Annotated in this window: 19 protein-coding genes and 1 tRNA gene; 2 read left to right on the top strand and 18 right to left on the bottom strand. The window is 72.8% G+C overall.

What is annotated here, in order from left to right:
- Window positions 1-739: 739 nt before the first annotated feature.
- Window positions 740-813, bottom strand: a tRNA-Thr gene (locus tag J7I97_RS14310).
- Between the two features lie 259 nt (window positions 814-1072).
- Between J7I97_RS14310 and J7I97_RS14305 the strand changes: the two genes are divergently transcribed.
- Window positions 1073-2533 carry an MFS transporter gene (locus tag J7I97_RS14305; protein ID WP_214934724.1) on the top strand — a complete coding sequence of 487 codons (1461 nt, stop codon included), beginning with the start codon at window positions 1073-1075 and terminating at the stop codon, window positions 2531-2533.
- A gap of 17 nt (window positions 2534-2550) precedes the next feature.
- On the opposite strand, the gene J7I97_RS14300 is transcribed toward J7I97_RS14305, so the two are convergent.
- The 10 genes from J7I97_RS14300 to bldG all read right to left on the bottom strand — a co-directional run bounded on the left by J7I97_RS14300 (window position 2551) and on the right by bldG (window position 18781).
- Complete coding sequence (locus J7I97_RS14300) at window positions 2551-4131, bottom strand: alpha/beta hydrolase (protein WP_214934722.1); 1581 nt, start codon at window positions 4129-4131, stop codon at window positions 2551-2553.
- Window positions 4132-4304: 173 nt separating this feature from the next.
- Complete coding sequence (locus J7I97_RS14295) at window positions 4305-5516, bottom strand: DNA polymerase III subunit delta' (protein WP_214934721.1); 1212 nt, start codon at window positions 5514-5516, stop codon at window positions 4305-4307.
- Window positions 5517-5625: 109 nt separating this feature from the next.
- On the bottom strand, window positions 5626-9135 hold the full coding sequence (tmk, locus tag J7I97_RS14290) for a dTMP kinase (protein ID WP_214934720.1): 3510 nt from the start codon (window positions 9133-9135) through the stop codon (window positions 5626-5628).
- Window positions 9136-9336: 201 nt separating this feature from the next.
- On the bottom strand, window positions 9337-12174 hold the full coding sequence (gene topA / locus J7I97_RS14285) for a type I DNA topoisomerase (protein WP_214934718.1): 2838 nt from the start codon (window positions 12172-12174) through the stop codon (window positions 9337-9339).
- Window positions 12175-12429: 255 nt separating this feature from the next.
- Complete coding sequence (locus J7I97_RS14280) at window positions 12430-12627, bottom strand: hypothetical protein (protein WP_214934716.1); 198 nt, start codon at window positions 12625-12627, stop codon at window positions 12430-12432.
- A 153-nt stretch (window positions 12628-12780) separates the two neighbouring features.
- Complete coding sequence (locus J7I97_RS14275; protein ID WP_214934714.1) at window positions 12781-14289, bottom strand: class I SAM-dependent methyltransferase; 1509 nt, start codon at window positions 14287-14289, stop codon at window positions 12781-12783.
- Between the two features lie 164 nt (window positions 14290-14453).
- The gene (locus J7I97_RS14270) at window positions 14454-15017 is read right to left on the bottom strand and encodes a small secreted protein (protein WP_214934712.1); all 564 of its coding nucleotides are present in this window, start codon (window positions 15015-15017) and stop codon (window positions 14454-14456) included.
- A 139-nt stretch (window positions 15018-15156) separates the two neighbouring features.
- Window positions 15157-17559, bottom strand: a complete 2403-nt coding sequence (locus tag J7I97_RS14265) for a sodium-translocating pyrophosphatase (RefSeq protein WP_214934710.1) — start codon at window positions 17557-17559, stop codon at window positions 15157-15159.
- Window positions 17560-17922: 363 nt separating this feature from the next.
- On the bottom strand, window positions 17923-18351 hold the full coding sequence (locus tag J7I97_RS14260) for an ATP-binding protein (protein WP_214934708.1): 429 nt from the start codon (window positions 18349-18351) through the stop codon (window positions 17923-17925).
- A gap of 88 nt (window positions 18352-18439) precedes the next feature.
- Window positions 18440-18781 (bottom strand): anti-sigma factor antagonist BldG, encoded by a 342-nt coding sequence (gene bldG, locus J7I97_RS14255; RefSeq protein ID WP_008743037.1) that lies wholly within the window; start codon window positions 18779-18781, stop codon window positions 18440-18442.
- Between the two features lie 81 nt (window positions 18782-18862).
- Between bldG and J7I97_RS14250 the strand changes: the two genes are divergently transcribed.
- Window positions 18863-21340, top strand: coding sequence for a DEAD/DEAH box helicase (locus tag J7I97_RS14250; protein ID WP_214934706.1), 2478 nt, complete (start codon window positions 18863-18865; stop codon window positions 21338-21340).
- Between the two features lie 275 nt (window positions 21341-21615).
- Here J7I97_RS14250 and J7I97_RS14245 read toward each other — a convergent pair whose 3' ends face one another.
- The 7 genes from J7I97_RS14245 to ssd are packed head-to-tail and all read right to left on the bottom strand — an operon-like array spanning window position 21616 to window position 26463.
- On the bottom strand, window positions 21616-21963 hold the full coding sequence (locus J7I97_RS14245; protein ID WP_214934704.1) for an Rv3654c family TadE-like protein: 348 nt from the start codon (window positions 21961-21963) through the stop codon (window positions 21616-21618).
- The gene (locus J7I97_RS14240; protein ID WP_214934702.1) at window positions 21960-22337 is read right to left on the bottom strand and encodes a TadE family type IV pilus minor pilin; all 378 of its coding nucleotides are present in this window, start codon (window positions 22335-22337) and stop codon (window positions 21960-21962) included. The genes J7I97_RS14245 and J7I97_RS14240 overlap by 4 nt, the downstream gene beginning before the upstream one ends.
- Window positions 22324-22521 carry a DUF4244 domain-containing protein gene (locus J7I97_RS14235; RefSeq protein ID WP_123079769.1) on the bottom strand — a complete coding sequence of 66 codons (198 nt, stop codon included), beginning with the start codon at window positions 22519-22521 and terminating at the stop codon, window positions 22324-22326. Before J7I97_RS14235 ends, J7I97_RS14240 begins: the two co-directional genes overlap by 14 nt.
- 36 nt (window positions 22522-22557) lie before the next feature.
- Window positions 22558-23334 carry a type II secretion system F family protein gene (locus J7I97_RS14230; RefSeq protein WP_214934700.1) on the bottom strand — a complete coding sequence of 259 codons (777 nt, stop codon included), beginning with the start codon at window positions 23332-23334 and terminating at the stop codon, window positions 22558-22560.
- On the bottom strand, window positions 23334-24221 hold the full coding sequence (locus J7I97_RS14225) for a type II secretion system F family protein (protein WP_214934698.1): 888 nt from the start codon (window positions 24219-24221) through the stop codon (window positions 23334-23336). Before J7I97_RS14225 ends, J7I97_RS14230 begins: the two co-directional genes overlap by 1 nt.
- Window positions 24218-25366, bottom strand: a complete 1149-nt coding sequence (locus J7I97_RS14220; protein WP_214934696.1) for a TadA family conjugal transfer-associated ATPase — start codon at window positions 25364-25366, stop codon at window positions 24218-24220. Before J7I97_RS14220 ends, J7I97_RS14225 begins: the two co-directional genes overlap by 4 nt.
- On the bottom strand, window positions 25363-26463 hold the full coding sequence (ssd, locus tag J7I97_RS14215) for a septum site-determining protein Ssd (RefSeq protein WP_251058805.1): 1101 nt from the start codon (window positions 26461-26463) through the stop codon (window positions 25363-25365). The genes J7I97_RS14220 and ssd overlap by 4 nt, the downstream gene beginning before the upstream one ends.
- Between the last annotated feature and the right edge of the window lie 529 nt (window positions 26464-26992).

The raw sequence follows: 26992 nt of genomic DNA, 5'->3' as shown, positions 1-26992 counted from the left end.
CCCACGGTCATCCCGAGACTCCAACGACACCCAGCCCACCCCTCGCTCCGACGAACAGAACGATCATGCCGACCCCGACGAGTCAACGAAGCCGTTTCACGGATTTCCCAACGGAGTCCTGAAGGCCCGGGGTTCCTCACAAGAGTCCGCTGAATCTACTGGCCGATCCTCCCACGGACGGGGGTTCCCGTCCGTGGGCGACGCTACGGCGACCGGCATCAGGCCGCCGGCAAGGCCTTTGGGCGTCACCGAACACCTCCGCGCAGAGGGCTGCCCCTTGCACCACGACCGCTGGAAGCCGGGAACCGTCCGGTCACCTCCTTCTCCCACACCCTCGCCGACCTCGACCATCTCCTCGACGCAGTCCGCCGGCATACGCACTGACCGTGCATCCAGGGGCGGGGTGGCGCTTCCCAACGCGACACTGGAGGCACGGAACGTCGAAGCCGTCTCCGCCGACGACTTCGTTCTGGCCCAGATCAATCTCGATCGACAGCGGGTCTTCGCCGCCGCCCAACAGATCGCCGACTCCTGGCGAAAGCCACCCGGCACCACGGGCGATGCGCTTGACCGCCTGGAGCGAGACGGCCTCCTGGAGTCGGCCGGTGATCCCGACACAATTCCCGCATCCGGCGCTCACGCACGGGGTCCCGTACCCCAGATGCGGTGTGCGCTGACAGGCCCCGGAAATAGCAAAAGCCCCAGGTCACGGCGAGTGAGAATCCTGGGGCTTCTACAGAGCCGCCTTCGGGATTCGAACCCGAGACCTACGCATTACGAGTGCGTTGCTCTGGCCAACTGAGCTAAGGCGGCACCGCTGCGGAGAGACGTCTTCCGGGTGAGGGAGGCGCTCATCAGCAGCGGCGCCAAGTCTACAGGGTGAATCCGGGTGCCCTGAACCGGGTTGTGCAGGGGGTGCGAATGGGCCTCATACTGGGGCAGACGTGATGTTTCGGGCACGTCGTTCTTCTGTGCTGCCCCCGAAGGGATGGAATATCCCGTGGCCCGAGCCGTGAATCACACAGGCCCCGCCGCGGAGCGCCCTTCGACGTCCGGGTCCGGGCGTTGGGCGATGCTCGCTGTGCTGTGCGCCAGTCTGCTGCTGGTGGCGATGGACGCCACCATCCTGAACGTCGCGCTCCCCTCCCTCATCGACGACCTGCGGCCCACCGCTCTGCAGCAGTTGTGGATCATCGACATCTACGGGCTGGTGCTCGGCGGGCTGCTCGTCACCACCGGTGCCGTCGGCGACCGCTTCGGGCGCAAGAAGCTGTTCCTCATCGGCTTCGTGCTCTTCGGCGTGGCTTCGGTGATCGCCGCCACCGCCGGGAGCTCCACCCAGCTCATCGCCGGGCGCGTGCTGCTCGGCATCGGCGGGGCGATGGTGATGCCGTCCACGCTCTCGCTGATCCGGAACATCTTCACCGACCCCCGCGAGCGTGCCCGCGCGATCGGGATCTGGGCCGCCGTGGCCGGTGCCGGCGCCGCCATCGGGCCGCTCATCGGCGGGCTGCTGGTCGAGCAGTACGGCTGGGCCGCGGCCTTCTGGGTCAACGTCCCCGTCGTCGTCATCACCGTCGTCGCCGGCATCTGGCTGCTGCCCGAGTTCAAGGACCCCGGCAGCCACGCCCTCGACGTGGTCAGCGCGCTGCTCTCCGTCGTCGGCGTCGTGGCCCTGGCCTGGGGGATCAAGCACGTCGCCAAGGGCGGCCCGGGGGCTGTCGATCTACTGATCCTCGCGGCCGGGATCGGGCTGCTCGCCTGGTTCGCCCTACGCCAGCTGAAGCTCAAAGATCCGCTGCTCGACGTACGGCTCTTCCTGAACCGGCCCTTCACCGCCGCCGCGCTCACCACCCTGATGGCCATGCTCGCCGCAGGCGCCGCGCTGTTCCTGGTGTCGCTGTGGCTCCAGTACGTCCACGGCTACACCCCCTTCGAGGCCGGCCTGCGCACCCTGCCCACCGCCCTCGCCATGCTGGTCAGCTCCCTGCTGGCGCCGATGCTGATGCACCGGATCGGCGTGCGCGCCTCGATGGCCCTCGGGCTGGCCGCTCTCGTGGCCGGCTTCACCCTGCTGGCGCTGGCCCCGCAGCCGACCTCGTACGCCTACGTCGCGGTGTTCCTGGTCACCGTCGGGTTCGGCGACGGCCTAGCCGTCACCACCGCCGCCTCCGTGCTGGTCTCGGCGGTCCCGGCGGAGCGCGCGGGGCAGGCCGGCGCCGTGTCCGAGACCTCGTACGAGCTCGGCGTGGGCCTCGGCGTGGCCCTGCTCGGGTCCGTCCACGCGGCCGCATTCGCCCGGCACATGTCGGGCACCCCGGCCCAGGCCGCCGAATCGATCGGCGGGGCGAAGGAGTTCGCCGAGCGGCTGCCGGCCGCCGAGGGCACGAGGCTCCTGGAACGGGCCCGGGACGCCTTCGACAGCGCCCTGACCACCACCTCGTACATGTCCCTCGGCATCGCGGCCGCGGTGCTGGTGCTCGTGGTGTGGATGGTGCCCAAGGAGTTCGAGGCCACCGGGTCAGGGCATTAGAGCCGGGGCCATGCCCGTCAGCAGCGCTTGCCGTCCGCCGGGGGCGTGCCCTCCAGCAGGTAGCGGTTGATCGCACTGTCGATGCAGTCGCTGCCCCGGCCGTACGCCGTGTGCCCGTCGCCGTCGTACGTGAGCAGGGTGCCCGAGTCGAGCTGGCCCGCCAGCGCCTGCGCCCACTTGTACGGCGTCGCCGGGTCGCGGACCGTGCCCACCACCACGATCGGCGCAGCGCCCTTCGCGGTCAGCGGGCGCGCCGCTCCCGTGGCCTTCACCGGCCAGTACGTGCAGTTCAGCGAGGCCCAGGCAAGGCCCGCTCCGAAGACCGGGGAGGCCTTCTCGAAGGAGGGCAGCGCCGCGTTGACCGCCTCGGGACCGGTGAAGGCCGGGGGCTGGTCAAGGCAGTTGACGGCGGCGTTCGCGGACATCAGGTTGGCGTACTTGCCGTCGGCCTCGCGCTCGTAGTAGCTGTCGGCCAGGCCCAGCAGCCCGGAGCCGTCGCCGTTCATCGCCGAGGTGAGGGCCTCCCGCAGCTGCGGCCACGCGGTCTCGTCGTACAGCGCGGCGATCACCCCGGTGGTCGCGAGGGACTCGCCGAGCGGTCGGGCGGCCTCGCCGGTGGGCACGGGCTGGGCGTCGACCTTGCGGAAGAACTCCTTCAGCCGCTCGGCCACCGCGTCCGGGCCGCCCTGGCCGAGCGGGCAGTCCGGCTGCTTCGCGCAGTCCTTGGCGAAGGAGCGGAACGCCGTCTCGAAGCCCTCCGTCTGGTCCCGGTTCAGTTCGAGGGCCGGACGGGAGGGGTCCATCGCACCGTCCAGGACGAGGCGGCCGACCCGGCCCGGGAAGAGGTCTGCGTACGTCGCCCCGAGGAAGGTGCCGTACGAGGCTCCGACGTAGTTCAGCTTCTCGTCGCCCAGCACCGCGCGGAACATGTCCATGTCTCGGGCGGCGTCAACGGTGGACACGTGCGGCAGGATCCGCTTCGAGCGCGCCTGGCAGCCGGTCGCGAACTCCTTGAAGGCCTTCACCAGCTCGGCCTGCTCCGCCGGGTTGTCCGGGGTCTGGTCCACCTGCGTGTACTTGTCCATGGCCTGGCCGGTCAGGCACTCGACAGGGCTGCTGCGGTCCACCCCGCGCGGGTCGAAGGACACCATGTCGTAGCGGGCTCGGACGGGCTCCGGGTAGCCGATGCCCGCGTACGCCTGGAGGTACCCGATGCCGGAGCCGCCGGGTCCGCCCGGGTTGACCACGAGGGAACCGAGCCGCTTGCCGGGGCCGGTGGCCTGGCGGCGCGCCACCGCGAGATCGATGTCCTGGCCGGAGGCGGGCTTCGCGTAGTCCAGCGGGGCCTTCATCGTGGCGCACTGGAACCCGGGGACACCGCAGTCGTGCCAGCTCAGCTTCTGGGCGTAGTACGAGCGGAGGCCGGCCGGGACCGCACCCGGCGCGGCCGAGGGCCCTGGCCCGTCGGAAGACGCGGGCCCGGTGGGGGATGCGGCGGCCCGGGGTCCTCCCGAACCGCCCGAGGTGCACCCGGACAGCAGCAGCCCGGCGGCTGCGATCACGGTCCCGGTGGTACGCAGCAGGCGACTGGTGTCCATGCTTGGAGACTACGGCCTGGCCAGGCCGCCCGTTCGGCGGACCCGGCCCCGGGCGGCCGACCGCCGACCGGGGTCCGACCGGCACCGCGCGCGGACCGGCCCCGTCCCCGGCGGCCTCACCGGACCGCTCGTACGTGTGAACCCGTCAACCGGAGCAGGACGGCCGACCGGGGTCAGCCCGCCCGGAGGGACATCGTCATGGCCTCGACCGCGAGGAGCGGGGCCACATTCCGGTCGAGGGCATCCCGGCACGCGATGATCGCCTCGATACGTCGCAACGTGCGCTCGGGACCCGAGGCGCGGGCGATCCGGTCGAGGTCCGGGCGTATCTCCTCGTTCGCGATGGCCAGGCCCGAGCCGAGCTGGAGCGCCAGCACGTCCCGGTAGAAACCGGTCAGGTCGGTCAGGGCCAAATCGAGGCTGTCGCGCTGGGTCCGGGTGCGACGGCGCTTCTGCCGGTCCTCCAGCTCCTTCATCACGCCCGCCGTGCCCCGCGGCATCCGGCCCCCGGTGCCCGCGGCGGCGCCGAGCGCGGCCCGCAGCTCCTCGGTCTCCTTGGTGTCGACCTCCTCCGCGACCTGCTTGGCGTCCTCGGCGGCGGTGTCGACGAGCTCCTGTGCGGCCTTGAGGCAGCCGCCCACGTCATCGACGCGGAGCGGGACCCTCAGCACGGCGGCCCGGCGGGACCGGGCGGCCTCGTCGGTGGCCAGCCGGCGGGCCCGGCCGATGTGCCCCTGGGTCGCGCGGGCGGCGGCCGCGGCGACGGAAGGCTCGATGCCGTCGCGCCGGACCAGCACATCCGCGACGGCGGCGACGGGCGGGGTGCGCAGGGTCAGATGCCGACAGCGGGAGCGGATGGTGGGCAGCACATCCTCCAGCGAGGGCGCGCACAGCAGCCACACGGTCCGCGGAGCGGGCTCCTCCACGGCCTTGAGCAGTACATTGCCGGCGCCCTCGGTGAGCCGGTCGGCGTCCTCCAGGACGATGACCTGCCAGCGCCCGACGGCCGGGGACAGCTGGGCCCGGCGGACCAGGGCGCGGGTCTCCTTCACACCGATGGACAGCAGATCGGTACGGACGATCTCCACATCGGCGTGCGTGCCAACCAGGGTGGTGTGGCAGCCGTCGCAGAACCCGCAGCCCGGTTCACCGCCCAGGGCGCGGTCGGGGCTGGTGCACTGGAGGGCGGCCGCGAAGGCCCGGGCGGCGGTGGACCGCCCGGAGCCGGGCGGCCCGGTGAACAGCCAGGCGTGGGTCATCTTGGACCCGGCGGGCGGCGCGGTCCCGTTCGTGACAGCCGTGACCAGGGCGTCGGCATCACGGGCGGCGGCGGCCAGCTGCGTCTGCACGCGCTCCTGACCCACCAGGTCGTCCCATACGGGCATCCCGCCCACCGCCTCTCGCCGTTCCGTCCCTGCCGTGCGTGCCGTATCCGCACGGTGCGTGCCTGCTCACAGTGTGGCGCGCTCCACTGACAATCCCCGAACCGTCCCGTCAGCGGCGGCGCGGGCGGCCTTCGTCGTCCTCGTCGTCCCGGAGCGGGCCCAGCAGCTCGTCCGCCAGGCTCGGCAGATCGTCCAGCGGGGTTTCCTCGGCCCAGTCCGAGCGCGCCCGGCGCGGCCGTCCGGTGTCCCCGACGAGCGGGAGCTCGCGGGTCGCGTCGTTGCCGGAGTCCCGGAAGATGCCGGGCGGCACCCGGTCGGCCGGGTTCTCCTCGGGCCGCCGCGCGGTAGGCCGCGCCGCGGACCGGCCGGCCGACGCGGACGGGGCGGCCGGGCCGGACGGGATGGACGGTGCACCAGGCGCGTCCCCGCCACCCGGACGAACCGGCGGCAGCACCGCGGTCTCGTCCACCGGACCCGCCGGGCGAACGGGCGGCAGCACCGCGGTCTCGTCCGCGGGACCGGTCGGCCGAACCGGCGGCAGCACGGCCGTCTCGTCCGCCGGGCCAGTCGCGCGGACCGGCGGCAGCACCGCGGTCTCGGCGGCGGCCGCCGGGTCGACGTGGGGCACCGGGACGGTCTGGGTGACGTCGTCCGGCTGGAGGACCCGCTTGGCCATCGGGGTCTCAACGGTGACGGCGTCGTCGGGGTGCGGGTCCTTCCGCATGCCGACCTTGGGCGCCGGGGCGGGCGCCACAGGCGCAGCCGGCGTCTGGGCAGCATCCGAAGGAGGCGTTGGGGGCGTAGCCGGGGCAGGCGCCGGGGGCGCAGCCGGAGCAGGGGCCTGACCCTGGGCCTGGGCCTGGGCCTGACCCTGACCCTGGGCCTGGGCCTGACCCTGGGCCTGGGCCTGACCCTGGGCCGGAGCAGACGCCGGGAATGCCGCAGCCGCACCCGGAGCCGAGGCTGCCGCAGCGGCAGCCGCCGAAGCCGCCGCCCTGGCGGCAGCAGCGGCCGCCGAGGCCTCCGCCAGCCGACGGGCCTCCTCGGCCCTCAGCAGAGCCTCCTCGGCCCGCCGCTGCTTCTCCAGCCGGCGCTCCTCGGCCTCCGCCCGCAGCCGGGCCTCCTCCTCCGCCTGCCTGCGCAGCCGCTCCGCCTCGAGCGCGCGGGCCTTCTCCTCGGCCTCCGCGCGCAGCCGCTCGGCCTCGGCCCGGACCCGGGCCTCCTCCGCGGCGCGCAGCCGCTCCTCCTCCGCCTTGCGGGCGGCCTCTTCTTCGGCGATCCGGCGCGCCTCGGCGGCCTCCGCCTCGGCCTTGATCCGGGCTTCCTCGGCCTCCCGGGCCTTACGGGCTTCCTCCTCGGCCCGGAGCCGCTCCTCCTCGGCCTTGCGCGCCGCCTCTTCCTCGGCCCTGCGCTTCGCCTCCTCCTCGGCGAGCCGACGGGCCTCGATCTGGGCGGCCACCTCGGCCTCCGAGAGCGGAAGCATGCGGTCCAGCCGGTGGCGTACGACCGTGCTCACCGATTCCGGGTCCTGACCGGCGTCGACCACGAGGTAGCGACCGGGGTCGGACGCCGCCAGCGTCAGGAACCCGGCCCGCACCCGCTGGTGGAACTCCGCCGGCTCCGACTCCAGCCGGTCCGGGGCCTCCGTGAAGCGCTCCCGCGCCGCCTCCGGCGATACGTCGAGCAGCACCGTCAGGTTCGGCACGAGCCCGTCGGTGGCCCAGCGCGAGATACGGGCGATCTCGGTCGGGGACAGATCGCGCCCGGCGCCCTGGTAAGCCACCGAGGAGTCGATGTAGCGGTCGGAGATCACCACCGCCCCGCGCTCCAGGGCCGGCCGGACCACCGTGTCCACGTGTTCCGCCCGGTCGGCGGCGTACAGCAGCGCCTCGGCACGGTTCGACAGCCCGGCCGAGGACACATCGAGCAGGATCGAGCGGAGCCGCTTGCCGACCGGGGTGGCCCCGGGCTCACGCGTCACCACGACCTCATGGCCCTTGCCCCGTATCCAGTCGGCCAGCGCCTCCACCTGGGTGGACTTGCCGGCCCCGTCGCCGCCCTCCAGGGCGATGAAGAAACCGGTCTCGGACGGCGCCTGCACCGGTTCCCCGCCGCGCAGCGCCTCGCGCAGGTCCCGGCGCAGCGGGACGCCGCTGCGGTCGTCGGCCTTGGTCAGCACGACGACGGCCACGGGCAGCAGCAGCGCGCCGACCAGCATCAGGGTGAAGGCCGCCCCGCCGTGCTCGAAGACGACCTCGCCGCCGGCCAGCCGGTGCGGGCCGATCGCCGCGGCCAGGACCGGGGCGGCGAGGGCCCCGATGCCGACGGCCACCCGTACGACGGCTTGCAGGTGCTCGGTGACCCGGGCCCGGCGGAACTCCTCGGTCTCCTGGTCCAGCAGGGTGTGACCGGTGCTGGCCGCGACGCCCGCGGCGATACCGGCGAGCAGTGACAGGAACAGCACGGTCGCGGTGTCCGGGACCAGGCCGGTCAGCAGAAGCGCCAGCCCGGTCACCGCTATGGCGAGGGCGAGCAGGCGGCGCCGGGACAGGGCGGGCAGCACCTTGCCGGCCTGGGTGGCGCGGATTCCGGCAGCGGTGCCACCGACGAGGGCCAGCACGAGCAGGGCGAACGTCGCCGGGCCGCCGCCCAGGTCGAAGGCGTGCAGGACGCCCACGGCGGCGGCGGAGGCCACCGCTCCGGCGACTGCCGCGCAGGCCAGGACGAGGAGCGGGATGACTCCCGTACGGCCCTTCTCGGGCCGGTCGCCCGCCTTGGGGGCCCGCAGGCCCTCCAGCGGGGAACGGGGGCGCGGGGTCTTCGTCGCGGGCAGCACCAGCGGAAGCAGCAGCGAGACGGACGCGGCGAACAGGCCGGAGGCCACGTACGAGCCGAGCGCCGCCTGGTTCTCGGCGAACCAGTCGACGCCGAGGCCGAGGGCCTTGCCGATCAGGGTCGCGGCGAGCAGCGCGGCAGCCGCGGCGGGCATCGCCGCGAAGGCGGTACGGAGGGTCAGCCGGCGCAGCGCGTCCAGGTGGTCCGGGAGCGGGCGTACGGTCGCCCCCTCCGGCGGCGGCACGGGCAGCAGGGCGGGGGCCGCGCTCTCCTTGGCCAGGGTCCACAGCCGCTCGGCGGCACCGGAGACGAACACGGTGGCCAGCAGGGCGGTGAGCGCGTGCGCCGGGATCCAGTCGAGCCAGAGCGGGGCTACGACGAAGAGGCCGAGGCGGACCCCGTCGGCGCCGATCATCGTCCAGCGGCGGTCGAGCTTGCCGCCGGGAGCGGTGAGCTTGGCCAGCGGGCCGAGCAGGACGGCGCCGAAGAGCAGGGTGGCGAGGATCCGGACCCCGAAGACGGCGGCGACGGCCAGGGCCGCACCGCGGTAGCCGCCGCCGAAGGAGTCTTCGGAGACCGCTGCCTGAAGTGCGAGGAGCACCAGCACCAGCAGGGCAAGGACATCGCCGATGCCGCTCACCAGCTGAGCGCTCCACAGACGGCGCAGCCTGGGGGTGCGCAGCAGTGCGCGCACCGCTCGCTCGCGGGAGTCCGCGGCCAGGGCTTCGTCGTAGGTGGGGTTCTCGGGGGCGGTCACGACCGTTGGCTGCTCGGCTCGCGTCATCCGCCCAGCCTATCCGCTGTGCTTGGCGACTGCGGAGCCCTGTGGACAACCCCGGATCGTCGCAGGCCTGCCGCTGCGCGGAACATCGCCCCGCCCCGCCGGCGCGGGTCCGGAACAGGCCCCCGGCAGCGGCGGCGCGACCGCGAAAACAGTCGGGGCCCCGCGCAGTGTGCGCGGGGCCCCGACCAGGTCAGCCTGGGACTACTCGTCCGGCGTCGCCGGGACGGCGGCAGCCTTCTTCGCCACCGTCTTCTTGGCCGTCGTCTTCTTCGCGGCAGCGGTCTTGCTCGCCGTCGTCGTCTTCTTCGCGGCAGCGGCCTTCGTCGCCGTCGCCTTCGTGGCCGTCGCCTTCTTGGCCGGGGCCTTCTTCGCGGGAGCCTTCTTCGCGGTCTTCTTCGCCGGACCCTTCGCCCGCTTCTCCGCGAGCAGCTCGTAGCCCCGCTCCGGCGTGATCGTCTCGACGTCGTCGTCCCGCCGCAGCGTCGCGTTCGTCTCGCCGTCCGTCACGTACGGCCCGAAGCGGCCGTCCTTGACCACCACCGGCTTCTCGCTCACCGGGTCCGTGCCCAGTTCCTTCAGCGGCGGCTTGGCCGCCGCCCGGCCCCGCTGCTTCGGCTGCGCGTAGATGGCCAGGGCCTCGTCCAGCGTGATCGAGAACAGCTGGTCCTCGGTCTCCAGCGACCGCGAGTCCGTGCCCTTCTTCAGGTACGGGCCGTACCGGCCGTTCTGGGCCGTGATCTCCACGCCCTCCGCGTCCACGCCCACCACGCGCGGGAGCGACATGAGGCGCAGCGCGTCGTCCAGAGTGACCGTGTCCAGCGTCATCGACTTGAACAGCGAGGCCGTCCGCGGCTTCACCGCGTTCTTGCCGGTCTTCGGCGTGCCCTCGGGCAGGATCTCCGTCACGTACGGCCCGTAGCGGCCGTCCTTCGCGACGATCTCGTTCCCGCTCACCGGGTCCGTGCCCAGCTCGAACTCGCCGCTCGGCTTCGCGAACAGCTCCTCCGCGTACTCGACCGTCAGCTCGTCCGGCGCCAGTTCCTCCGGCACGTCGGCCCGCTGGTGGCCTTCCGCGTCCTTCTCGCCCCGCTCCACGTACGGCCCGTAGCGGCCGACCCGCAGCACGATGCCCTCGCCGACCGGGAAGGAGGAGATCTCCCGGGCGTCGATCGCGCCCAGGTCCGTGACCAGCTCCTTCAGGCCGCCCAGGTGGTCGCCGTCGGCCGGTACGACCTCCGACGCGTCCTCCGCACCGAAGTAGAACCGCTTCAGCCACGGCACGGACTGCGCCTCGCCCCGCGCGATGCGGTCGAGGTCGTCCTCCATCTTCGCGGTGAAGTCGTAGTCGACGAGCCGCCCGAAGTGCGTCTCCAGCAGGTTGACCACGGCGAACGACAGGAAGGACGGCACGAGCGCCGTGCCCTTCTTGAAGACGTATCCGCGGTCCAGGATCGTGCCGATGATCGACGCGTACGTCGACGGGCGGCCGATCTCCCGCTCCTCCAGCTCCTTGACCAGCGAGGCCTCGGTGTAGCGGGCCGGCGGCTTGGTCGAGTGGCCGTCCGCCGTGATCTCCTCGGCCGACAGCGCGTCGCCCTCCGCGACCTGCGGAAGCCGCTTCTCGCGGTCGTCGAGCTCGGCGTTCGGGTCGTCCGCGCCCTCGACGTAGGCCTTCATGAAGCCGTGGAAGGTGATCGTCTTGCCGGAGGCGGTGAATTCCGCGTCCCGGCCGTCGCTCGCCCGGCCGGCGATCTTCACCGTCACCGAGTTGCCGACCGCGTCCTTCATCTGGGAGGCGACGGTCCGCTTCCAGATCAGCTCGTACAGGCGGAACTGGTCGCCGGTCAGGCCCGTCTCGGCCGGGGTGCGGAAACGATCACCCGAGGGGCGGATCGCCTCGTGCGCCTCCTGCGCGTTCTTGACCTTGCCCGCGTAGGTGCGCGGCTTCTCCGGCAGGTAGTCGGCCCCGTACAGCTGCGTGACCTGCGCACGGGCCGCCGTCACCGCGGTGTCGGAGAGCGTCGTGGAGTCCGTACGCATGTAGGTGATGAAGCCGTTCTCGTACAGCTTCTGCGCCACCTGCATCGTCGCCTTCGCACCGAAGCCGAGCTTGCGCGAGGCCTCCTGCTGGAGCGTCGTCGTACGGAACGGGGCGTACGGGGAGCGGCGGTACGGCTTGGACTCGACCGAGCGGACGGCGAACGAGGTGTCCGCCAGCGCGGCGGCCAGGGCCCGCGCGTTCGCCTCGTCGAGGTGCAGCACCTCGCTCTTGAGCTGCCCGTTCGAGCCGAAGTCGCGGCCCTGAGCGACGCGCTTGCCGTCCACCGTGTTCAGGCGGGCGACCAGGGTCGAGGGGTCGGACGCGTCACCGGCCCGCCCGGTGGAGAAGGTTCCGGTCAGGTCCCAGTACTCGGCGGAACGGAAGGCGATGCGCTCGCGCTCCCGCTCGACGACGAGGCGGGTGGCCACCGACTGGACGCGGCCCGCCGACAGCTTCGGCATGACCTTCTTCCACAGGACCGGCGAGACCTCGTAGCCGTAGAGGCGGTCGAGGATGCGGCGGGTCTCCTGGGCGTCGACCATGCGCTGGTTCAGCTCGCGCGGGTTGGCGACGGCGTCGCGGATCGCGTCCTTGGTGATCTCGTGGAAGACCATCCGGTGGACGGGGACCTTGGGCTTGAGGACTTCCTGGAGGTGCCACGCGATGGCTTCGCCCTCGCGGTCCTCATCGGTGGCGAGGAAGAGTTCGTCGGACTCGGCCAGCAGCTCCTTGAGCTTCCTGACCTGGGCCTTCTTGTCCGCATTGACCACATAGATCGGCTGGAAGTCGTGCTCGACGTCCACGCCGAGGCGGCGGACCTCGCCGGTGTACTTGTCGGGAACCTCGGCCGCGCCGCTGGGGAGGTCGCGGATGTGCCCGACGCTCGCCTCGACGACGTATCCCGGGCCGAGGTAGCCCTTGATCGTCTTCGCCTTGGCAGGGGACTCGACGATGACGAGTCGGCGGCCGCCCTTTGCGGTCTCGCTAGTCGGGGACAACTTGGCTCTTCTCTCCGGTCGGCACTCGGTCGCGGTACGGCGACGCTGCGGAGTGTGACGGTACAACCCGCCCCCGTGTCAAACGGCACAAGCCCGCAACGGCCACTCGAACGGTAACCCGACAAGTGCCATTTCTGCCGCCCGGATACCGCGCCGGACCCGTCCCGATCACCGGGCCGAGTGGCCAAAGGGCCGTCTGGCCCCGCTCCCGCACCCTGCCTGACGTCCGGATTTACGTCGGCTCGTGCCCCCGCGTCAGAGCCGCGCGAGGCACCACACCCCGAGGGCCAGCGACACCCCGCCGGCCAGTACCGCCACCGGCACGGCCACGACGGGGCGCACGCCCTCAGCCACCGGCGCGCGGTGCAGGACGCGCGCGCCCGTCCAGGCCAGCAGAGCCGCCCCGAACAGCAGGAACACGGTCGCCGCGAAGATCGCCGGACCGCGTTCCATGCCGTTCCCCTTACCCCCGGGCCGCTCTCGGGATCCCCCCGGATCCCGATGACCGGGAGCCTGTCAGCCCAAGGGATACGCCAGGCGAACCCCGGGTTACATCAAGGGGTCGACCGGTCCGCGGAGCCCGTCACAGGACCCGTGACGGGCCCGTCACGGACCCGTCACCGGCTCCAGGAAACCCTGCTCCACGAGCATCCGGATCGCCTCCGGGGTGCGGTCGCGCAGGACAACCGGATCCTCCTGCACCAGTTGCGCGATCGCGTCGAGGATCCGGCCCGCGCTGAGTGAGCCGTCGCACACTCCGGCGAAGCCCGCCCCGACCGTGTCGACCTTCGTGGCGCGCCGCATCCCGCGGTTCTGCCGGAGCACCACGTGCTCCGGGTCCTCCGCCCCGGGCGCGCCGACCTGCTCCTGGACGACCTCCTCGGCCAGCACAAAGTGCCCGGCCAGCAGGGCCGCGTCGTCGTGGTCTCGCAGGTAGTCCTGCCGGGCGAAGTGCGCCTGCACGGTCTCCCCGAGCGGCTGCTCCACCGAGTGCGGCCACTCCTCGACCACGATCGACGGCTCGGCCGCGTCGGTGCGGCGCAGGGTGATCCAGCCGAAGCCGACGGCCTTGGTCTTGCGGGCCTCGAACTCGTCCAGCCAGTCCTCGTACCGCCGCGTGTACTCCGCCGGGTCGCTGCGGTGATCCCCCGCGTCGCGCAGCCACAGCTCCGCGTACTGCGTGACGTCCTGCACATCACGCTGCACGATCCAGGCGTCGCAGCCGCGCGGCACCCAGGACCGCACCCGGTCGCGCCAGTCCTCGCCGTCCACGTGCTGCCAGTTGCCCAGGAACTGCGCGTACCCGCCGGGGTTGAGGTGCACGCCGGCCTCCTGGACCAGGGTCCGGCACAGGTCGTCGCCGCCCATGCCGCCGTCCCGGTAGGTCAGGCGGGCACCGGGGGAGATCACGAAGGGCGGATTCGACACGATCAGGTCGTACGTGGCCTCGCCGACCGGTTCGAAGAGCGACCCGGTGAGCAGCTCGGCCTCGGGGGCCCCGGACAGCGCCAACGTCAAACGGGTGAATTCCAGAGCCCGGGGGTTGACGTCGGTGGCGGTGACCCTGGTGGCGTGCTGGGCGGCGTGCAGGGCCTGGATCCCGGATCCGGTACCGAGGTCCAGCGCGCTGCCGACCGGGATGCGGACGGTGATTCCGGCCAGGGTGGTGGAGGCGCCGCCGACCCCGAGGACCACGCCCTCCTGGCGGCTGCCGATCCCGCCGGCCCCGCCGACGGCGCAGCCGAGGTCGGAGACGATGAACCAGTCCTCGCCGTCCGGGCCGCTGTACGGGCGCACGTCGACGGTGGCGTACACCTCTTCGCCTTCCCGGCGCAGCCAGCCGTCGGCGAGCGCGGCCGGGGCGGGCAGCGCGCCCGCGGCATCCGCGTACGGCACGGGCTGCTGAAGCAGGAACAGCCGGACCAGGGCCGCGAGCGGGCCGTCCGCGCGGCCGCGGGTGGCGCGCAGCGCGGGGACCGTCTCGCTGCGGGCCAACGCGGCGTAGGCGGGGGCGCCGAGGAGGTCGAGCAGCCCGTCGGCGGTGAAGCCGGCGGCGAGCAGGGCGGCGCGGAGCTCGGCGGCGTGGTCGGGCGAGGGAAGGCTGGTGGTACTCACACGCCCATTGTGTCGGCTGGCGGCGACAATCCGTGCGCCGTCCACGCCGCATCGGCGTCCAGGGCGCATCGGCGTCAGGGGCGCAAGCGTCAGGGCGGCGCGGGATCCGTCTCGGATCCCGCGCCGCCCTGATCGACGTACCACGCCGGAAGCGGCAGGCGGCGTTACTTCGGCGGCGAGGGAACGGTGACCTGGCAGCCCTTCTGGTTGTTCATCACCTTGTCCAGGCCGCCCGTCTTGAGCTTGTCGAGCGCATCCTGCCCGCCCTTGGAGGCCTCCGCGAGGCCGTTGGCCACGGCCTTCAGGCCATCGGCGAACTTGAGCTGGTCCTTGGGGTCGAGGGCGTCCACCTTCGCCTTGAGGTCGGCGTAGCCCTTCGAGGTGTCCTGGAAGCCCTTCACGGCGGCGTCCTGCGTCGCCTGGCCGTCCTTGACCGGCGGAACCCCCGCCCCCTGCAGGGCGCCGGCCAACGCCTTGTACGAGTCGGACTTGGTCTGGAAGGCCTCGGAGTCCGTCTTCTGGACCTCCTCGGGCTTGCTGCTCTCCGTGGACACGCGCTTGATGTCCGCGTCCGCCGTCTCGATCTTCTTAAGCTCTGGCTGCCAGGCGTCGCAGACCTTCTTGGCCCAGGCCTCGGCCTTCTTGTCACTGTCGTCCTCGCCGCACCCGGACAGGACGAGCATCAGTACCGCACCGCCGGACACTGCGGCCGCAAACTTCTTGTTCACCGGATTGGTCCCTTCAAAGGCTCTGGGCCGGAAGATACACGCCCGCCATCTGGCCACGCACAAAGGCGGACAGACGGCGCGTCAGTCCGCGCCGCCTGTCCGCCGTTCGGGCGTATCTTCGAGCCGGTGGTTCCTACGGTCAGGAAACCACCGCCGGATCGGCCGGCTGGGCCACCCGCTCGGCCGCCGCGCCCTCGTCCTCGTCGCCGACCGCGATGCCGCGGCGCTTGGAGATGTACACCGCGCCGACGATGACGGCGATCGCGAGGACGGCCACGATCGCGCGCACGGTCGCGCTGGTGTCTTCGCCGTAGCTGAACTGCACGACGGCCGGGGCGATCAGCAGCGCCACCAGGTTCATGACCTTGAGCAGCGGGTTGATCGCGGGACCGGCGGTGTCCTTGAACGGGTCACCGACGGTGTCGCCGATGACGACCGCCTCGTGGGCCGCGCTGCCCTTGCCGCCGTGGTGGCCGTCCTCGACGAGCTTCTTCGCGTTGTCCCAGGCGCCGCCGGAGTTGGCGAGGAAGACCGCCATCAGGGTGCCGGTGCCGATGGCTCCCGCGAGGAACGAACCGAGCGCGCCGACCCCGAGCGAGAAGCCCACCGCGATCGGCGTGAGTACGGCGAGCAGGCCGGGCGTGGCGAGCTCGCGCAGCGCGTCCTTGGTGCAGATGTCCACGACGCGCCCGTACTCGGGCTTCTCGGAGTAGTCCATGATCCCGGGGTGCTCGCGGAACTGGCGGCGCACCTCGTAGACCACGGCGCCCGCGGAGCGGGAGACGGCGTTGATGGCCAGGCCCGAGAACAGGAACACGACGGCCGCGCCCAGGATCAGCCCGACCAGGTTGTTGGGCTGGGCGATGTCCAGGCTGAGGTTCATCTCCCCGGCCTTGGCGCCGACTTCCTTGACCGCGTTGGCGATGGCGTCGTTGTACGAGCCGAACAGCGCGGCCGCGGCCAGCACGGCGGTGGCGATGGCGATGCCCTTGGTGATGGCCTTGGTGGTGTTGCCGACCGCGTCCAGGTCGGTCAGGACCTGCGCGCCCGCGCCGTGGACGTCACCGGACATCTCCGCGATGCCCTGGGCGTTGTCGGAGACCGGGCCGAAGGTGTCCATGGCGACGATGACGCCGACGGTGGTGAGCAGGCCGGTGCCGGCCAGGGCCACCGCGAAGAGCGCGAGCATGATCGACGTGCCGCCGAGCAGGAACGCTCCGTAGACGCCGAGGCCGATGAGCAGCGCCGTGTAGACGGCGGACTCCAGGCCGACCGAGATGCCGGCGAGGATGACGGTGGCCGCGCCGGTCAGCGAGGACTTGCCGATGTCCCTGACGGGACGGCGGTTGGTCTCCGTGAAGTAGCCGGTGAGCTGCTGGATCAGGGCCGCGAGCACGATGCCGATGGCGACGGCGACGACGGCCAGGATCCGGGGGTCCCCGGAGTGGCCCGAGATCGCGGCGTCCTCGACGCCGACGAGTTCCTTGTAGGTGGCCGGCAAGTACGCGAAGACGGCGATCCCGACCAGCACCAGGGAGATCACGGCGGAGATGAAGAAGCCGCGGTTGATGGCGGTCATTCCGCTGCGGTCGGAGCGGCGCGGGGAGACCGCGAAGATGCCGATCATCGCGGTGACGACCCCGATGGCGGGGACGATCAGCGGGAAGGCGAGGCCGAGGTCGCCGAAGGCGGCCTTGCCGAGGATGAGCGCGGCCACCAGCGTGACGGCGTACGACTCGAAGAGGTCGGCCGCCATTCCGGCGCAGTCGCCGACGTTGTCGCCCACATTGTCGGCGATGGTCGCGGCATTGCGCGGATCGTCCTCCGGAATGCCCTGCTCGACCTTGCCGACCAGGTCGGCGCCCACGTCGGCGGCCTTGGTGAAGATGCCGCCGCCGACGCGCATGAACATCGCGATCAGTGCGGCGCCGAGGCCGAAGCCCTCCAGGACCTTGGGCGCGTCGGCGGCGTAGACCAGGACGACGCAGGACGCGCCGAGCAGGCCCAGGCCGACGGTGAACATGCCGACCACGCCGCCCGTACGGAACGCGATCTTCATGGCCTTGTGGGCCACGTCGGTCAGGTCCTTGGCGGGTTCGCCCTCGGCGGGCGTGGCCTCGCGGGCCGCGGCGGCGACGCGGACGTTGGCGCGGACCGCCAGCCGCATGCCGATGTAGCCGGTGGCCGCCGAGAAGAGCGCACCGACGAGGAAGAAGGCGGATCGGCCCGCCCGCTGCGACCAGTCGTCGGCGGGGAGCAGGAAGAGCAGGAAGAAGACCACGACGGCGAAGATGCCGAGGGTGCGCAGCTGCCGGCCGAGATAGGCGTTGGCGCCTTCCTGAACGGCCGCGGCGATCTTCTTCATGCTGTCGGTGCCCTCGTCGGCGGCGAGGACCTGGCGGACCAGGATCTGCGCGACGACGAGTGCGGCGAGTGCGACGGCCGCAATGACGATCACGATGAGCCGATTGTCATCGGTGAGTACTGCGGCTGCCAGATCAGTGGTGCGATCCGGCGCGATAGGGGTGAAGAGCCCCGTCATTCGTCCTCCTTGACGTGATGAGCTCAAGATGTGGACGGATTGTAGGGAGCGCGACCTGATCAAAACAGTACGCGGGAAACGGAATTGGCCTGCTCTTGCTCCTCAGCAATAGATCGCGTCACTTCATTACCCCCGAAAGTAGTAATGGTGCAAAGGCATTGACGCTTGATCAATTCCTGGCAGGTTGAGGGAAGGGCATGAAAAAGGCCCTGCTCAGCAGGGCCTTGAATATGATCAGAAGATACGGGGCGAGGCGCGCGGGCGCGGAAATCGCGCGGCCGGGGGCGGCCCGGGGTGGTCTGGGGCGGCCCGGGGTGGTCTGGGCCGGCCCGGGCCGGTCTGGGGTCGCGCGGAGCGGCGGCGCTACGGAAGCTCGGATGTGCCGGAAACGGGCCAGCTCATCCGGATGGTCCCGCCGGACTCCCCCGTGGTCACCTCGACGTCGTCGACGAGCCCACTGATCACGGCGAGGCCCATCTCGTCCTCGCCGTCGATGTCGGGGTCCAGGACGGCGGCGATGCCGGACACGGCTTCGGCCGGTCCCGGCAGCTCGTCGCCGACCTCGATGGAGAACACCTTCTCCTCCTCGGTCAGCACCACCCGGACGGGCGCGGTCAGCCCGTTGCTGCGGTGCAGCCCGACGGCACGCGAACAGGCCTCACCCACGGCGAGGCGGACCTCGTCGAGCACGGCTTCCTCCACGCCGGCCCGGCGCGCCACGGCGGCCGCGACCAGGCGGGCCGTCCGGACGTGTTCGGGCTGGGCGCTGAAGCGCAGTTCAACGGTGGCCATGCGCGTCCCCCTCGGACTACAGGCGTGCCTTGACAGGGGCCCGGACCGACCACGGCCCGGTGCCCCCGCTCCTTGGTTACCGGCGCCGTCAGTCGGTGGCGTTGACGGCGTCTTCCACTGTGGTGTGGATCGGGAACACCTTGGTGAGACCGGTGATACGGAAGATCTTCAGGATGCGCTCCTGATTGCACACCAGGCGCAGTGAGCCCTCGTGAGCGCGGACGCGCTTGAGGCCTCCCACGAGCACACCAAGGCCTGTGGAGTCGAGGAAGTCCACTCGCTCCATGTCGACAACCAGGTGGTAGCTGCCGTCGTTCACCAACTCGACCAACTGCTCGCGCAGCTTGGGCGCGGTATACACATCAATCTCGCCACCGACCTCGACGACCGTGCGGTCGCCGACAGTGCGAGTCGACAGGGACAGGTCCACGGATCCTCCAGCACCTTGCTATCGAGCGGCGCCCCCCAGGGGCCTCCCCACTTGAAGGTAGAGGAGGGTTCGGCTGCCGCGATGGCATTCAATCACTTACCGGCAGGCGCGCACGACGCCTTGGGCCCATTGTCCCGCATGCCGGTGACACACTCGGTTCCAATGGCCAATACTCACCGCCCCGGTCCGCCCACGGCCCCAGCGGACCCGCGACCCACCCCAGGCGTGGTCCTGGACCGGCTCTCACGGGGGCTTTCCCGGGCTGCGCGCATCACTCATACGGAGCACTTGCCCCCTCGGGAGGGCCGTCATGCAGTCTGGCCCGACCGCATCCGAACGGATGTAGTAGCCGCGATTCAGGCCGCGGGGATCGCCCATCCGTGGGAACACCAGGCCGCGGCCGCCGAGCACGCCCTGGACGGCGAGTCCGTGGTCGTCGCCACCGGCACCGCCTCGGGCAAGTCGCTGGCGTACCTCGCGCCCGTGCTCTCCGCCCTCGCGGACGGGGCTGAGGCCCCGAACGGCCGGGGCGTGACCGCCCTGTACCTGGCCCCCACCAAAGCCCTGGCGGCCGACCAGCGGCGCGCCGTACGCGAACTGGCCGCCCCGCTCGGAAACGCGGTGCGGCCCGCCGTGTACGACGGGGACACGCCCGTCGAGGAACGCGAATGGGTACGCCAGTACGCCAACTACGTGCTGACCAACCCCGACATGCTGCACCGCGGGATCCTGCCGGCCCACCCGCGCTGGTCCTCGTTCCTGAAGGCGCTGCGCTACGTCGTCATCGACGAGTGCCACACCTACCGGGGGGTATTCGGATCCCATGTGGCGCAGGTGCTGCGGCGTTTGCGGCGGCTGTGCGCCCGCTACGGCTCCGAGCCCGTCTTCCTGCTGGCCTCGGCCACCGCGAGCGACCCGGCGGCCGCCGCGTCCCGGCTGACCGGTGTGCCGGTCACCGAGGTCGCCGACGACGCCTCGCCGCGCGGCGAGGTGGTCTTCGCACTGTGGGAGCCGCCGCTGCTGACCGACCTCAAGGGCGAACGGGGCGCCCCGGTGAGGCGCACCGCGACCGCCGAGACGGCCGACCTCCTCACCGACCTGGTCGTCCAGGGCGTCCGCACGGTCGCCTTCGTCCGTTCCCGGCGCGGCGCCGAGCTGATCTCCGTGATCGCCCAGGAGCGGCTGGCCGCCGTGGACCGCTCGCTGCCGCCGCGCGTGGCCGCCTACCGGGGCGGCTACCTGCCCGAAGAGCGCCGGGCCCTGGAGCGGGCCCTGCACTCCGGCGAGCTGCTGGGCCTGGCCGCGACCAGCGCCCTGGAGCTGGGCGTGGACGTCTCCGGCCTGGACGCCGTCCTGATCACCGGCTACCCGGGCACCCGGGCCTCCCTGTGGCAGCAGGCCGGCCGGGCCGGGCGCTCCGGGCAGGGCGCCCTGGCCATCCTGATCGCCCGGGACGACCCGCTGGACACCTACCTGGTCCACCACCCCGAGGCGCTCTTCAGACAGCCGGTGGAGGCCACCGTCCTGGACCCGGACAACCCGTACGTCCTGGCCCCGCACCTGTGCGCGGCGGCGGCGGAGCTCCCGCTGACCGAGACGGACCTCACACTCTTCGGCCCGGCCGCCCACGACCTCCTCCCTCAGCTGGAAGCGGCGAAACTCCTCCGCCGCCGGGCCACGGCCTGGCACTGGACCCGGCGGGAACGGGCCTCGGACCTGACCGACATCCGGGGCGGCGGTGGCCGGCCGGTACAGATCGTCGAGGCCGCCACGGGCCGGCTGCTGGGCACGGTCGACGAATCGTCCGCGCACACCGCCGTCCACGACGGCGCCGTCCACCTCCACCAGGGCCGCACGTACCTCGTGAAGCACCTGGACCTGGAGGACTCGGTCGCCCTCGTCGAGGAGGCCAGCCCGCCCTTCTCCACCACCGCCCGCGACACCACCTCCATCTCCGTCCTGGAGACCGACACCGAGATCCCCTGGGGTCAGGGCAGGCTCTGCTTCGGCTCCGTCGAGGTCACCAACCAGGTCGTCTCCTATCTGCGGCGCAAACTGATCACCGGCGAGGTGCTGGGCGAGACCAAACTCGACCTGCCGCCCCGCACCCTGCGCACCCGGGCCGTGTGGTGGACGGTCACCGAGGACCAGCTCGACGAGGCCCGGATCAACCCGGAGATCCTCGGCGGCGCCCTGCATGCCGCCGAGCACGCCTCCATCGGCCTGCTCCCGCTGTTCGCCACCTGCGATCGCTGGGACATCGGCGGCGTGTCCGTCCCGCTGCACCCCGACACCCTCCTCCCGACGGTCTTCGTCTACGACGGCCACCCCGGCGGCGCCGGCTTCGCGGAACGCGCCTTCCACACGGCCCGGGCCTGGCTCACGGCGACCCGCGACGCGATCGCCGCCTGCGAATGCGAGGCCGGCTGCCCCTCCTGCATCCAGTCCCCCAAATGCGGCAACGGCAACGACCCCCTCCACAAACGCGGCGCCATCCGCCTCCTAACCCGCCTCCTCTCCGAAGCCCCACCAGCACCCGCGACCCCACCGACACCCTGAGCCGGGCGGCACCCCAAGCCCCGCCAGCGCCCGCGGCCCCGCCAGCGCCCCCGGCCCTGCCGGCATCCGCGGCCCTGCCGGCATCCTGAGTCCGGCGGCACCAAGCCCGGCAGATCTCCGGACCGGCGGCACCAAGCCCCAGGTCTACGGCCTGGCAGCCCGGCCGGGCCTCTGGGCCAACAGCGCCCTGCGCCCGAAGCCACCACGCCTGGCCGGGCCGTCCGGCCGCACCCTCGGCCCCTGGGTCCGGGAGCCCGGCCGGGGCTTCGGGCTGGCTACCGAGGCGGGGCGGGTTCCGCCGGGGGGCCTGCTCGGGCGGTGATGGTGGGGGTGAAGGGGCCCGTCGGGGCGCGGGCCGTGACGGTGGACACCTCGCCCTGGAGGGTGCATGCGGTCAGGGTCGCGCCTTGGGCCCGGGCGACCCGGAGGGCCGTGGCGCAGGCGGCCTCCGGGCCGTGGGCCCAGGTCGCCGCCGCGGCGAGGGCGGCCAGGTCGGCGGCGGCCGCGGCGCGGTGGCGGGCGACCACCGCCTGGCCGAGCAGGAGCACGCCCCCGAAGACCGCCCCCAGGACCGTGGCCACCAGCGCCGCCCAGACCGTGGCCGAACCCCGGTCCCGGCTCACGGCGGCGGCCCCACGCTGTCCTCGGCCAGGGCCACCGCCTGCGCGCCGAGCCGCACCGGCAGCCTGCCCGGCCCCGGCGCGGGCGCCGCCACCCGGACCCGCCACAGGTCGCCCGTCCGCTCCAGCTCCACCTCCGCCCCCGGCGGGGCGGCCAGCCGGGCCGCCTCCACCACCACCTCCCGCGGCTCCGACCGGGCCGCGGCCCTGGCGCCGGCCCGGGCCGCGTCCACACACCGGATCTGCCCGGCCGCCGCCATCAGCGCCCACACCAGCAGCGCCGCGAACAGCACCAGCGCCGGGATCACCAGAGCCGCCTCGGCCGTCACATATCCCCGGTCGCCCATTCCCCGAGGATTTCCCTCAGAACGGCACATCGAGCGCCTTCCCGATGGTCGACTGAAGCGCCGTCGACACCACCTCGCTCGTCACCACCTTGTACAGAACGGCCGCGAACGCACACGCCGCGATCGTGCCCATGGCGTATTCCGAAGTGGACATCCCCGCATCGCTCCGACGGCCGCTCAGCGCCGCCCGCACACGAAACCAGATGATCCTCATGTCAACCTCCAGTTGATTTACGTTCTTGATGTGATTTCAGGTGTTCGAGAGGAGACCGGAAGCCATACCGATCATCACCGGGGCCACCCCCACCGCGAGAAAAGCGGGGAGGAAACACAGCCCCACCGGCGCGGTGACGAGCACCGCCGCCCGCTGCGCCCGGGCGCCCGCCTGCCGGGTGCGGTCCTCCCGGAGGGCCGCCGCCATGCGGGAGACGGGCTCCGCGGCCGGCGCCCCGGTACGAGCGGCCCGTTCCAGGCACTCCGCAAGGGCCCGGGCGCCCGGTATCTCCGCCAACCTCCCCCACGCCGCCCCCGGTTCGCCGCCGAGCCGCAGCTCCGCCCCGGCCAGTGCAAGCCGCTCGCCCACCGGGCCGCCCAGCGACTCCCCCACCACTTCCGCCGCCTCCACCGGGCCCGCGCCGGCCGCCAGGCACGCCGCCAGCAGATCAGCGGCAAACGGCAGCTGACGCTCCGCCTCCCTCCGGTCCACCCCGGCCCGCGGACGTGCCCGGACCAGCCACCGCCGCACCCCGAACGCCGCCGCGCACCCGATCAGCAGGCCCATCACCCCGCCGGCCAGTACCCAGCCCGCCAGCAGCGCCCCGACGGGCCCGGCCCAGCCCCGCACCGCACCCCGTATCCGAAGGCCGAACACCGGCCCGCGCCGAGCCGGCTCGGCCCCCAGCAGCGCCACGATCCTGCGCCGGGCGGACCGCTCCCTCAGACGCGCCGCCACGGCCGACACCAAGCACAGCGCCGCCACCGCTAGGCACAGCGCCATCCCCACCCTGTGGACCACCAGGTCGCCCATCACCGCTCCCCCGCTCGCACGATCCGCCGGCACCACAGCAGGCCCAGCGCCTCCAGAACCCCGCCCCCCAGCAGGCAGCCCCACCCCATCGGGGTGTGCAGCAGCACCCTCAGCGGATCCGCCCCGAGCCCGGTGCCAATCAGCAACCCCACCAGCGGGAGCAGCGCGAGCACCACCGCCGTCGAGCGGGCTCCCGCCAACTGGGCCCGCAGCGACTCCTGCCGGTCCCGCTCGGCCCGCAACGCCCCCTCCAGCCGGTCCAGTCCGGCGGCGAGCCCCGCGCCTCCGTCCACCGAGACCCGCCAGCAGGCCGCCATCCCGGCCAGCCCCTCGGCGCCGGGCTCACCGGCCGCCAGGCGCAGCGCCCCTGGCACATCGCCGCCGAACGCCGCCGCGGCCAGCACCCCCGCCTCCGCGGCGCCCGGCCCGCCGGGACCCGCAGCAGTACGCCGTATCGCCGCGGTCAGCGCCTGCCCGGGCTGCGCACCTGCCCGCAGCTCCCCCACCGCCGCGCCGCACAGCGCCACCACCTCGGCGGCCCGGGCCGTCCGGGCCCGTTCCCGCTCCCGGACCCGCAGCCATCGCCGCACCAGAGGCACCGCGGCCGCCCCCAGCACCACCGGGATCACCGATCCGCCCGCCAGAGCGACCACCAGCCCCACGCCGAGGCAGCCCCACTCCCGCCACCGGGCCGCCCGCACCCGCACACCGATCACCAGCCGCTCCCAGCGCACCGGCCCGGTCGACACCGCCGGCCCGCCCCCAGCCAGCACCACCCGGGCCCGCCGGGCAGCCTGATCGCCCCCGGCCAGCGCCCAGGCTGCTGCCCCGGCACACAACACCCCGGCGAACACCGGCACCGACACCACCGACCCGCCCCCGCTCATCGCGCACCCCCCATCAGCGGCCGCAGCCGCTCCCAGCCCCGTTCCCGTACGAACCCCCGCGCCGACCAGCGCAGCGCCGGCACCGTGACCACCAGACCCACCGGATCCCGCTCCAGCACATGCACCTCGGCGACCCGGCGGCGCCCGTCGCGGTCCCGGACCAGGTGGACCACCAAGGTCAGCGCGGCCGCCAGCTGGCTGTGCAGGGCCGCCCGGTCGAGCCCCGCGGCCGTCCCGAGCGCCTCCAGCCGGGCCGGGACATGCGCGGCGGCGTTCGCGTGCACGGTGCCGCAGCCGCCTTCGTGCCCGGTGTTCAAGGCGGCCAGGAGATCCGCCACCTCGGCGCCCCGGACCTCGCCGACCACCAGCCGGTCCGGCCGCATCCGCAGTGCCTGCCGGACCAGATCCGCGAGGGTGACCAGGCCCGCCCCCTCCTGGTTGGCCGGCCGGGTCTCCAGCCGCACCACATGTGGATGGTCGGGGCGCAGCTCGGCCGAATCCTCGGCGAGCACGATCCGCTCCCCGGGCCCGACCAGCCCCAACAGGGCGCTGAGCAGGGTGGTCTTCCCCGTCCCGGTCCCGCCGGAGACGAGGAACGACAGCCGGGCCTCCACCATCGCCTTGAGCAGTTTCTGTCCGCCCGGCGGCAGTGTTCCCGCGGTGACCAGCTCGTCCAGCGTGAACGCCTTCGGCCGCACCACCCGCAGCGAGAGGCACGCCGACCCGACCGCCACGGGCGGCAGCACCGCATGCAGCCGGGTGCCGTCCGGCATCCGGGCGTCGACCCAGGGCCGGGCATCGTCCAGCCGCCGCCCCGCGACCGCGGCGAGCCGCTGGGCGAGTCTGCGCACCGCCTCGCCGTCCGCGAAGGTCACCCCGGTCAGCTCGAGCCCACCCCCGCGGTCCACCCACACCCGGTCCGGGGCCGCCACCAGTACATCGGTGACCTCCGGGTCGGCGAGCAGCGCCTCCAACGGTCCCGCGCCGACCAGCTCGGACCGTAACTCGGCTGCCACACCCAGCACTTCGGCGTCCCCGAGCAGGCGGCCTTGTGCCCGCAGCGCCGCCGCGACCCTGGCCGGGGTCGGCTCCGCCCCGCTCTCGGCGAGCCGCTGGCGCACCGCGTCCAGGAGTACGGCGCTCATGCCGGCACCCCCGGGGCGGAGACGAGCACCCGCTGCCAGAAGCCGTCGCAGAACCGGGCCAGCGCGCCCCGCCCCCGCGCTCCCGGCGGTTCCCCTTCGGCCACCTGCCCCGGCAGCCCCACCTCGACCGGCACCTCACCGGCCAGCGGCACCCCCAGCAGCCCGGCCACCGCCTCTGAGTCCAGCCCACCCGGGCAGCGGCCCCGTACGACGACTCGGACGTCCTCGGCCACCATGCGCACCCCGGCCGCCACCCGGCCCGCGGCGGCCACGGCGCGCAGCTCGCCCCTGACCACCATCAGCACCAGATCCAGCTGGGTCAGCACCTCGGCCACGGCCTCATCCACCCGGCGCGGCAGGTCGACCACCACGACCCCGCCCCGGCGCCGGGCGGCCGCCACCACCGACCTCATCGCGGCGGGCGGCACCACCACCTGGTCCCCCCGGTCCCAGCTCAGCACCCGCAGCGCGTGCAGTTCGGGAAGGGATTCCTCCAGCGCGCCGGCACCAACCCGGCCCCGCGAGGCGGCGAAGTCCGGCCAGCGCAGCCCTTCGGCGCCCTCGCCCCCGAGCAGTACGTCCATACCACCGCCGAGCGGATCACCGTCGATGAGGATGGTCCGCTCCCCGGCTCGGGCGGCCCGTAGGGCGAGTGCGCAGGCGAGGGTGGAGGCCCCTGCGCCGCCGCTGCCGCCGATCACCCCGACGGCGAGGGCGGGTTTCCCGGCCCCTTCCACCACATCGGCGATGCGGTCCACGAGCCGGCTCTCGGCGTCGGGGAGCCGGAGCACCTCCTCGGCGCCGATCTCCACCGCCCGCTGCCACACCAGGGGGTCGTCCAAGTCCCGGCCGACGAGGAATACGCCGTCCCGGCGCGGCGCGCCGCGCACCCGAAGGGCCGCATCGTCCCCGACGAGTACGAGCGGCGCCGACTCCCATCCGACGCTCCCGCGGGCCTCGCCGGCTCCTTCGCCACTCCCGCCACCACCGGTCCCGCTTTGCTCCGGCACCGCATGGTGCACATGAGGTTCGGCGCCCGCGGCGGCGCACAGCCGCAGCAGATCATCGAGCAGCAGAGGATCCTCGGTGATGATCAGCGGCCGCCCGCCTGCCCGGGCACCGCCCGCACCGGCCTTCGAGCCGGCCCCGCCGGCAAGCGCGACTTCAGGAAGTTCACACGACTTCGATCCGGACACGATCTCCGCCCCCTTCTCACTGCAAATCCGTGAGCCGCGGACTTCGCGGCTGGAATCACGGTGCAGCGATCCGGAAAAAGAAGTGGATCTTGCCCGAAAACCGTGGACAACGAGGCCATTGTGAATAACTCCGCCACTCCATCAGGTGAGTTCCAGAGCGCGCCGGAACAACTACGCAGCGTCACGAGTCTGATGTGGTGAGGGCCTTCGCCGTGCGGGCCCATACAAGAGGAAGGGCCGGGCAGATGGTCATCAGGGGCCGAAGGCAAGGGACGCAAACCGCGTCCGGACATGCGACGACCCCCGCCGGGGGGGAGAGCGGGGGTCGTCCCCACGGTCCGACTCGGGGGGGGAGGAGCCAGACCGGGTTAGCACGGTCGCGAACGATCCGTGACTTCCATGGTGTACCCGAGAGCCTTCTCAGGCAAAC

The organism is Streptomyces sp. ISL-87, from assembly GCF_018614095.1.
Classification (GTDB): Bacteria; Actinomycetota; Actinomycetes; order Streptomycetales; family Streptomycetaceae; genus Streptomyces.
Note: the sequence above shows the minus strand (reverse complement) of the source record. Positions and strands in the feature narration are given on the sequence as shown.

Coding starts and splice junctions, on each gene's coding strand:
- J7I97_RS14265 (WP_214934710.1), bottom strand. CDS start 17,559: ATGACGGGGCTCTTCACCCCTATCGCGCCGGATCGCACCACTGATCTG.
- J7I97_RS14250 (WP_214934706.1), top strand. CDS start 18,863: ATGGCATTCAATCACTTACCGGCAGGCGCGCACGACGCCTTGGGCCCA.
- J7I97_RS14260 (WP_214934708.1), bottom strand. CDS start 18,351: ATGGCCACCGTTGAACTGCGCTTCAGCGCCCAGCCCGAACACGTCCGG.
- J7I97_RS14220 (WP_214934696.1), bottom strand. CDS start 25,366: ATGAGCGCCGTACTCCTGGACGCGGTGCGCCAGCGGCTCGCCGAGAGC.
- J7I97_RS14305 (WP_214934724.1), top strand. CDS start 1,073: ATGCTCGCTGTGCTGTGCGCCAGTCTGCTGCTGGTGGCGATGGACGCC.
- J7I97_RS14240 (WP_214934702.1), bottom strand. CDS start 22,337: ATGTGCCGTTCTGAGGGAAATCCTCGGGGAATGGGCGACCGGGGATAT.
- J7I97_RS14230 (WP_214934700.1), bottom strand. CDS start 23,334: ATGGGCGACCTGGTGGTCCACAGGGTGGGGATGGCGCTGTGCCTAGCG.
- J7I97_RS14295 (WP_214934721.1), bottom strand. CDS start 5,516: ATGCCCGTATGGGACGACCTGGTGGGTCAGGAGCGCGTGCAGACGCAG.
- J7I97_RS14300 (WP_214934722.1), bottom strand. CDS start 4,131: ATGGACACCAGTCGCCTGCTGCGTACCACCGGGACCGTGATCGCAGCC.
- J7I97_RS14235 (WP_123079769.1), bottom strand. CDS start 22,521: ATGAGGATCATCTGGTTTCGTGTGCGGGCGGCGCTGAGCGGCCGTCGG.
- J7I97_RS14225 (WP_214934698.1), bottom strand. CDS start 24,221: ATGAGCGGGGGCGGGTCGGTGGTGTCGGTGCCGGTGTTCGCCGGGGTG.
- tmk (WP_214934720.1), bottom strand. CDS start 9,135: ATGACGCGAGCCGAGCAGCCAACGGTCGTGACCGCCCCCGAGAACCCC.
- J7I97_RS14280 (WP_214934716.1), bottom strand. CDS start 12,627: ATGGAACGCGGTCCGGCGATCTTCGCGGCGACCGTGTTCCTGCTGTTC.